The sequence below is a fragment of the Paenibacillus taichungensis genome, assembly GCF_013359905.1.
GTDB classification, from domain to species: domain Bacteria; phylum Bacillota; class Bacilli; order Paenibacillales; family Paenibacillaceae; genus Paenibacillus; species Paenibacillus taichungensis.
The window spans coordinates 1-7,404 of sequence record NZ_JABMCC010000081.1; the positions used below are offsets into that span (position 1 = coordinate 1).

Below are 7,404 nucleotides of genomic sequence, written 5' to 3' on the forward strand. Positions count from 1 at the left end.
ATAAGGAAAAGCATATCAGTTAAATAGTCAATAACACCTCAGTTATTGCAAGTTATTCTTATAGATAAAAAAAGACCGGTTATTAATAACCGGTCTTTAACTAATTTTAAATTTCGATATTCTCTTCTCTCATGTCTTTAAAGACAAACTCGCAGAATTCATTAAAGTCGAACTTATAAACAAATTTCCTACTAATTTTGACCTTCTTAAAAAGATCTAAATCATTAAGTGAGGCCAAATCCCTACGTGCGGTTTCATAAGACACTTTATATTTTTTCCTATACTCTTCAATAGAAGTATAATTATTCTTTTTCTTAGCGAAAGAATAGATCTCTTTCATTTGCCTTGCAGATAGAACAATACCTTTCCGATCAAACCATTTATTAATGATAAATTTACTGATCTCCATCCTCAAATCCTTAAGTAGATCCTTTATTCCATTCTGCATTAATTCTATTTGGTTCTTAATGAAATAAGTTAAATCTGTCGGGTGCTTCTCACAATCTTCTATTGCTTTGTAATATTTACTTTTTTCTTTTCTAATTGCAGTCGAGATAGATAAATACTTAAAAAAATTAAATCCATGCTTTAAAAGATACAAAACTGTAAATGCTCTTGTAGTCCTACCGTTACCGTCAAAAAATGGATGGATATATACCAAATAAAAGTGAATAATACACGCTTTAATTATTGGATGAAGCTCAGGTGTATCTTCATTTATAAATTTAAATAAATCGTCCATCATCCATTGGACATCTTTAGCAGGAGGGGCATGATAAATGCTTCTGTTGTTAGACATGTCTTTAACTTCCACATCGTCATCCCGGTACTTCTCAGTTATATCCTCTTCACTAAGAGTTTGCTCGGTTATAATCTTATGGAGCTTTACAAAGGTCTCTTCTGACAATGGTTCATCTGTTTTCTCAAGTATATATATCATCGCTTCATAATTGTTGTATATCATTAATTCACTATGATTTTTAGGCTTTTCTCTTTTCTTAAGCATTTCAGAAGTTCTTTTTCTAGTTGAAACTGCTCCTTCTATGACACTGGAATTAAATGCCTCATCAATAATCATTTCATGACTCTTATCTTCCCAATTTGTAATATGCTTTACTACATCAGGTATATCATATTGAGCCGCATATTCTAAGTTATCTAATGACGTCCCGAAAATAGGTAGATTAACAAACCAGAGTTTATCTCCATTCTGGTCTAAAAGATTAACAGAAGTACTGATATCTTTTCTCCTCTTCACAATTTCATCCCATCTTTTTAATGCCCCTACCGGATCGCTCTGTCGATATATAAATTTCAGTCTAGTTACATAATCATCTGAAATGTATCTTTTTAAATTTTCATCGAGATTCATCCCTATTTCACCTCACAAAAAAAGTATAGACAATTCAACAATAATTAATACCCTAAGATACACTCGCTTGTTAAAATGAAAATACTATCCAAATACTAATTAAATACTCACTAACTACTCAAGAAAGCATTAATGAATTACATTACTAATCACAAAAGACTTTGTCAAACATTATTTAAGGTTATTCTATTTAGTATTAAAACTAAAATGAAATTAACCTTTAGACCTTTGATTAATCCGAAATTTTTTATATTTAAATGTATTCCAACAAAAAAGGAAATAGCCTTGTCGAAGCAAAGCTTTTTTCTCATTTATCAAATAAGTAACGCTACCTTCAAATCGGCAATCACTACTGAAAAATTTAGAAATTGGAGTCGATGACTTACTAGTAGCAAATAAAAAAGCCCGTTGTCCTTTTTAATAGAAGACAATGGGTCTTTTTGTTTTAGGTGTAATCAAATTGATCCAACGGAACCCCATAGTATGAAGATAATCTTTTGGCGATATGTAGAGGTGTTGTTCCAGGCTCCTTTTCGTATCTATATAAAGTCTTATCTGAAATCCCTATGTTTATTGATACATCTTTACGGGATAGTCCCCGTATTAAACGGATTGTCCTCAAATCAGACTTGAACTGTGAAACATTTTTTGATTTTAAATTATGATTCATCTGTTCATCCCCTTTGCTAGATCTTGTTGTTCAGTGGATTGTAAAATGTTACAATACATCCCGAGTTGAATAAAAGGGGCAGTATAATTGAAGGTCTCCCGCGGGAGATGCCGACTTAAAATACTTCTCAAAGAACGTCGTATGAAGCAGATTGATCTGTCCAGAAAGACAGGGTATAGTGCGCAACTTATATCTAATTGGGCTAACAATCATGATAAGATGTCTGCTGATGTAATGTTACACATCGCCTATGTGCTGGACTGTACAATGGAAGAATTATACGAGATAGTCTTTGAGTGAGCCTGTCGGCTCTCCTAGGGTAAATGTATGGTTCAACCATAGTTTTTACTTGAACCCCTTTTATGCCTGCCCCTCCTTCTAGTATATATATGAAAATAATACCTTTTTCCTAGGACGATTAGTGTCGTAACATGTCGAACGTCCCGAAGGTAAAAGTTTACATCTCAACACTTCATAAAACCACGTATTTCCTAGTAGGTAATGATTTACCTAACATTATAACAAGAACACACGTTCCTGAATAGACCGAACGTATTGTCGAATACAAGCACAGTATAATACGAAACCTGCCGGACCAGCGTCGATAATCGGGATGATTTTGGGCTGTTTCTGGCCATAAAAATAATCCGCCGAATCTCTCTTTGGCGGATTTCGTTTTGATTTATACGGAAGCACTCAGGATATTTTTGAATGGTATAAAGCTGTAGTCCTCGTCTCCACGGACAAACTTGATCACTTTTCTGTTCTGATCAATCTGATCAACTACTCCACGCATAACCGAATCGTCGAACGGATCAAAAACAGTCAACGTGATTGCCACCCGCTCCTGATATGATTCCATCAGAGTTAGCCCGATCAGCTGCCACTCCTGTTCATCCAAGATCGGTTTCTCTTTCCGATTGATTTCATGCATGTGGGCAAGGTATGCCTCACGGTGTTCCGGGAGAATCATCCGGCTGCCTTCATAAACTCCATTAGCATTCAATTTGCTACTCATAAAAACCAACCTCCATAATTTTGATTCCACGCGGTGTGCTTTCTCGTCTTTGGATGTAGCCTTTCTTCTCCAACTGTTCCAAATAGGCATACGCCGTTGATGACGAGGTAACCCCCATCATGTCTCCAAGCTCCCTGGTTGTTGGTGGATACCCATTATCACGAAAGTAATCCTTTATGGCTTGTAGGGCTTCCTCTTCCCTGCGGCTTAATCTCTGCATCGTATGTAGGCCTCCTTAGCTGTAAGCAGGATACAGGAACATATGTTTGTATTATATGCGATCGATCGTTCCGATATCAATAACAAATAAAAGAACATATGTTCTTGTTAAGGTGCAAAATAACTTGTATGATGGATTCAATACATACGAAAGGATAGTCACCATGAACTTATACAAGTTTGAAATAACAGTAAACGGGTTCTTGCTCCGGACGCATTTCAGTTCAAGCGAGGAAAGCGGGTTACGCTGGTGTAAGAGGTACGCTTCGAAGTTTCAACGGGAAGTGGCTAACCTAGAAATCAAAGTGGCCATATCCAAAAGAGAGAAACAAAAGAATCCTTGGGAGTATCATGGGAAGCCATACCTCTATGATCGGACGATGAAGAAGCCGCCACGGAAACCGAAAGCTGAGTCTCCTGCAAAATGAGTCTGACAAACGCAAAAAAGGCCCCGCCAGATTAACTGGTAGGGCCTTTGATATTTCCAAGCGGTTGGGATTTATGGTTGCAAAAATCTCGAAATTCTAGTGAGATAGTTGCGGTGATGTTTTGTCAATAACCGTGTAAATTATTCCGTTAAATATTCCTGAATTATTCCTGAGCCGATTCGATCTGTTTCAGGCGCTTGTCCAGGTTGGTGACATTGCCATTAGTTGTTGCAATCAAGGCAAGGAAATTTTTCCTGAGCCGATTAATGACTACCGCCGTTTCTTCCCTTGTGATCTGCGCCCCTGGACGTGCGCCATCAAAGTAACCATTGGCCGTCACCTCTGCCCACGCTGCCTCTGCCCACTTACTCGGCACGTTAATATCCCTTGTTTTCACTGGTTGTGTCACTGGCTTATCCTCCTTCACGGGTTCATTCTTCTTGGAATACTTTGCTCTCAGCTCGGCAACGGTGCCGTCAAACTCATTCAAATCCACCGCGCCGCTGATCCCATCAACCTTGCGATTTCCCCTTGGTAAATATCCACCAGCCGCCCCATCGCTGTATTGCCAGAAATCCCAGCGCGTCCAACCAGAAGCATCCGCAGGCGTTTGTGTACTGTATCTGGCTATCCACAACGGATACCCACTCAGACCACTGAAATTACCAATAAAGGCCGGGTATGTGTAAACCAATGGTTTAACTCCTGTGAGCCTGCGAACCTCTTCAAGAAATACCTTGGCTACAGCTGTAATCGTTGATTTACTATAACCGTTTTTATTTGATTCATAATCCATTACTGGCGGAAGATCAAACACGCCAATCCCGCCAGCATCCTGAATGGCCCTGTAAAAATTATGGGCTTCAGCCGTTGCAGCTTCGATACTTCCAGCAGAGTCATCCACGTAATGATACGCCCCTATCAGTAGACCAGCTGCCTTGGCATCTTTAACGAATTGCAGAAATTTTGAAGACCGGAACGACTTCCCTTGAGTCGCTTTAATAAACACAAAGGAAATCCCATCAGCCGCTACTTTTTTAAAGTCAATATTGCCGTTGTGGTGGGATACGTCAATCCCCTGTGCATTCCCTTGTTTACGCGTTTGCATCTGCATCAGCTCCCTTTTTCGCCTGTTTAACCAATTGATTACCGAACACTGCCACGGCTCCAACCAAGATACCCTGTACCACGCTCTCAACCAACAGCCCAAGCATCAGGATTACAAATACAATTGCCACAGCTGTAACGATGTAAATAATAGTCCAGTCCGGCACTTTCGGCGTTTGCTTGAGAACATACCCAATCACCCAACAGGCAGCCAGTACGATCAGCAGCCTACCATCAATTAATCCCTGAATAATATCCCATTCCATGTTGTTACGCTCCCCCTGTTTTCAAAATCAAAACGATAGCCCCAATAGCTATCCCGATCAACGTTGTAGCGATTGTCCGCCACAACCATGTTTGGTTGTTCTCGATCTTATCCAGCCTGTGATGGGCTGATTTAGTGGATTGCATAGCCTCCCGAGCAAGATCTCGGGTCGCCTCCAATGTGGCGGCCATAGCTGGTACGCCCTCAAGTGTCTTTTCCATCCTTGCCAACTGGATTTGAATACCCATAAGCGCCTTTGTAGTATCTTCCACAACAGCATTCACCTCACTTATAGTTGTGTCGTCCACATAGTTCCCCCGCTTTCTATCTCTATTTCTCTGATTCTTTATTTGAAACCAATCCCGCTAAAGCATCGCCAACCAACTGATCTACAGCCTGCAAAAGCTCTTCCTGCTTTTCTGCTGGAACCATTCCAAGAAACAATGAAATGATTTCGGCAATCTCTTCAACTGGCCGTGAAATATCAGCCGTTATCACTACTTGATGTGTCGCCTTCAATGTCTCACCTCCTTCCAGGCATAAAAAAAAGAGCCCGTGGGTAACGGACTCATTTGTGTGGGTAATATGTTATTTGGTTGCTGCCAGAGCAGCTTCCACCTTAGCCAGATCAGCCGAGTACTTTTCAATATCAGCATCATACGTTGCAATTTGTTTCTTCTTGGCTTCAATCACTTGTTCAGATCCATTTTTTTCAGCATCAGCCAATTCCTTTAGCAATACCTCTCGCCCTGCCTTGGTTGGTTCAAGGATTTTTTCGATTAAAACTTGTTTTACGCCTTCCAAGTCAGCCTTGCTTCTACCACTGTATTCATTGTTTGAACTTGGCACTTCCGCAGCTGTGCTTGTCCCGCCTTGCTCCTCATCAGTGGTAATATAGATGGTTTTTCCAGACACCTTTACATCAGCTCCTAACGCCTCTGACAAGGATCTCGCAGGCACATTTGCCTTGCTATCAATTACTGCCCCCTTATCAGACAGACCTTTTCCGTTTACAACTACTAAATACTCTCCAGTCACCTTTTTCCCAACCATACTTTTAACCGAATCAGCAAAAGCCCCTGCGGTTGTGGAAAATACAATACCAATGATTACTCCGCCAGCAATGTACGCAAATTTGTGAGTAAACTTTTTCAAGACTCTACCTCCGTAATGGGTCATTTTTCCTATTATGATACATTACGGAGTTGAAGTTGTGAAGGTTCCGCCCCAATTCGACGCCCCTGCAATACCATGGTTGTGGGTTGGTAGCGTAACAGAATGGGTGTGGCTTGATGATGCCTTACTGTTCAAAGCTGCCCAAATAGAGCTTAATTCGGCTTGCAGTCCAGTTATGTCGGTTATCTTCAATCCAGTTATTGATCCATTGAAAAGAACTGAACTACGAAATTCAGCAGGACCAGCAATGATTGGTGCGCCTTGTAACCTTATTGGGTTACCGGAACTGTTTGATCCAATGAACATGTTACTTCCGACTATGCTAAACTGCCCACTTGATTGATATGAATTAATTTCTCCTACGGATGAACCGTTTGTATCTCTCCAGATAATTGCCGCCGCAGTAGCGTCTTCAGTTGTAGCAATCTGTATACGTGTTCGGCCAGAAGCGTCATAAGATCGGAATCCCTGAACATCCAACTCCACACGCCGCCCACCAGTTGCTGTACGGATCAAAGCCCCTGTAATCGTTCCGCCCTCAATCTCATTACCTACGATCCGGGACGCCTGTATCAAGGAACTAAGCATGGTAGAGTTGTCGATCTGGCCTGTGAGCTTAATGGACCGGGCTACAACATTTCCGGCCATGTCAACCCGGAACGGTGCTTGGTTGTAGTCGCTGTGCCCTGAGCTGATTCCTTGTGGATTGATTTTGGTAACCAGGTTGCCGCTGCCAATGACCATAGAGACGAAATCACCAAGCACGCCCCGAATAGCTTCCGCCAGAACACCCTGACCTGTGATAGCCACCCTTGGAGTCTTGCCCCCGTCTGTTGTCAGCACAATTCCGTCTGATGTCAGAATGACCTGGTTTCGCACATCGACCTTGCTTTGGAGCAAAATGCCACGCTCATCATATATAATCTGCGTTTTGGAGTTATTTATATCAATTACAGCCTGCTTGGCAAATGTCTCAAATACGTCTGTACGTATCTTACCGCCAGACAACAAGTCATTCATGATCCGTTTGGATCGTTCCAGGTCGGCAATGATGTCGTCATAATCCTGAACCTTGAAGTTGGCCAGAACTACCTGAGTATGCTTGTCCATCGAAAATGGATACTCCGTCATTTCCATGACCCGCATTTC

10 protein-coding genes and 1 pseudogene are annotated in these 7,404 nt (G+C 41.3%); 1 reads left to right on the forward strand and 10 read right to left on the reverse strand.

From position 1 onward, the window contains the following. Positions 1-106: 106 nt before the first annotated feature. Together HP548_RS01125 and HP548_RS34045 are read right to left on the reverse strand one after the other, a co-directional pair. The gene (locus HP548_RS01125; RefSeq protein ID WP_175380658.1) at positions 107-1,372 is read right to left on the reverse strand and encodes a Fic family protein; all 1,266 of its coding nucleotides are present in this window, start codon (positions 1,370-1,372) and stop codon (positions 107-109) included. 445 nt (positions 1,373-1,817) lie between these two features. Further along, positions 1,818-2,042, reverse strand: coding sequence for a helix-turn-helix domain-containing protein (locus tag HP548_RS34045; protein WP_175380659.1), 225 nt, complete (start codon positions 2,040-2,042; stop codon positions 1,818-1,820). A gap of 87 nt (positions 2,043-2,129) precedes the next feature. Between HP548_RS34045 and HP548_RS01135 the strand changes: the two genes are divergently transcribed. After that, on the forward strand, positions 2,130-2,342 hold the full coding sequence (locus tag HP548_RS01135) for a helix-turn-helix domain-containing protein (RefSeq protein ID WP_175380660.1): 213 nt from the start codon (positions 2,130-2,132) through the stop codon (positions 2,340-2,342). A 382-nt stretch (positions 2,343-2,724) separates the two neighbouring features. Here HP548_RS01135 and HP548_RS01140 read toward each other — a convergent pair whose 3' ends face one another. The 8 genes and pseudogenes from HP548_RS01140 to HP548_RS01175 form a co-directional block, all read right to left on the reverse strand. Next, entirely contained in the window at positions 2,725-3,060 is a 336-nt protein-coding gene (locus HP548_RS01140) for a YolD-like family protein (RefSeq protein ID WP_175380661.1), read from the reverse strand. Beyond that, positions 3,053-3,280: a LexA family protein gene (locus HP548_RS01145; protein ID WP_175380662.1), complete on the reverse strand. Its 228-nt coding sequence runs from the start codon at positions 3,278-3,280 to the stop codon at positions 3,053-3,055. Before HP548_RS01145 ends, HP548_RS01140 begins: the two co-directional genes overlap by 8 nt. Positions 3,281-3,870: 590 nt before the next feature. Next, positions 3,871-4,815: a glycoside hydrolase family 25 protein gene (locus HP548_RS01150; protein WP_175380663.1), complete on the reverse strand. Its 945-nt coding sequence runs from the start codon at positions 4,813-4,815 to the stop codon at positions 3,871-3,873. Then, positions 4,802-5,080: a phage holin family protein gene (locus HP548_RS01155; protein ID WP_175380664.1), complete on the reverse strand. Its 279-nt coding sequence runs from the start codon at positions 5,078-5,080 to the stop codon at positions 4,802-4,804. Before HP548_RS01155 ends, HP548_RS01150 begins: the two co-directional genes overlap by 14 nt. Positions 5,081-5,084: 4 nt before the next feature. Further along, positions 5,085-5,387: a hemolysin XhlA family protein gene (locus HP548_RS01160; protein ID WP_257219528.1), complete on the reverse strand. Its 303-nt coding sequence runs from the start codon at positions 5,385-5,387 to the stop codon at positions 5,085-5,087. Between the two features lie 22 nt (positions 5,388-5,409). Then, a complete protein-coding gene (locus tag HP548_RS01165; protein ID WP_175380665.1) occupies positions 5,410-5,598 on the reverse strand; it encodes a hypothetical protein in 189 nt (62 codons plus the stop codon). Positions 5,599-5,667: 69 nt separating this feature from the next. Continuing rightward, positions 5,668-6,234, reverse strand: a complete 567-nt coding sequence (locus HP548_RS01170) for a copper amine oxidase (protein ID WP_175380666.1) — start codon at positions 6,232-6,234, stop codon at positions 5,668-5,670. A gap of 42 nt (positions 6,235-6,276) precedes the next feature. Further along, positions 6,277-7,404: pseudogene (locus HP548_RS01175) on the reverse strand (hypothetical protein); the annotation flags it as partial.

What these genes read in the sequence shown, in the direction of transcription:
- HP548_RS34045 (WP_175380659.1), bottom strand. Translation starts at nt 2,042, where the DNA reads ATGAATCATAATTTAAAATCAAAAAATGTTTCACAGTTCAAGTCTGAT.
- HP548_RS01140 (WP_175380661.1), bottom strand. Translation starts at nt 3,060, where the DNA reads ATGAGTAGCAAATTGAATGCTAATGGAGTTTATGAAGGCAGCCGGATG.
- HP548_RS01150 (WP_175380663.1), bottom strand. Translation starts at nt 4,815, where the DNA reads ATGCAAACGCGTAAACAAGGGAATGCACAGGGGATTGACGTATCCCAC.
- HP548_RS01125 (WP_175380658.1), bottom strand. Translation starts at nt 1,372, where the DNA reads ATGAATCTCGATGAAAATTTAAAAAGATACATTTCAGATGATTATGTA.
- HP548_RS01155 (WP_175380664.1), bottom strand. Translation starts at nt 5,080, where the DNA reads ATGGAATGGGATATTATTCAGGGATTAATTGATGGTAGGCTGCTGATC.
- HP548_RS01145 (WP_175380662.1), bottom strand. Translation starts at nt 3,280, where the DNA reads ATGCAGAGATTAAGCCGCAGGGAAGAGGAAGCCCTACAAGCCATAAAG.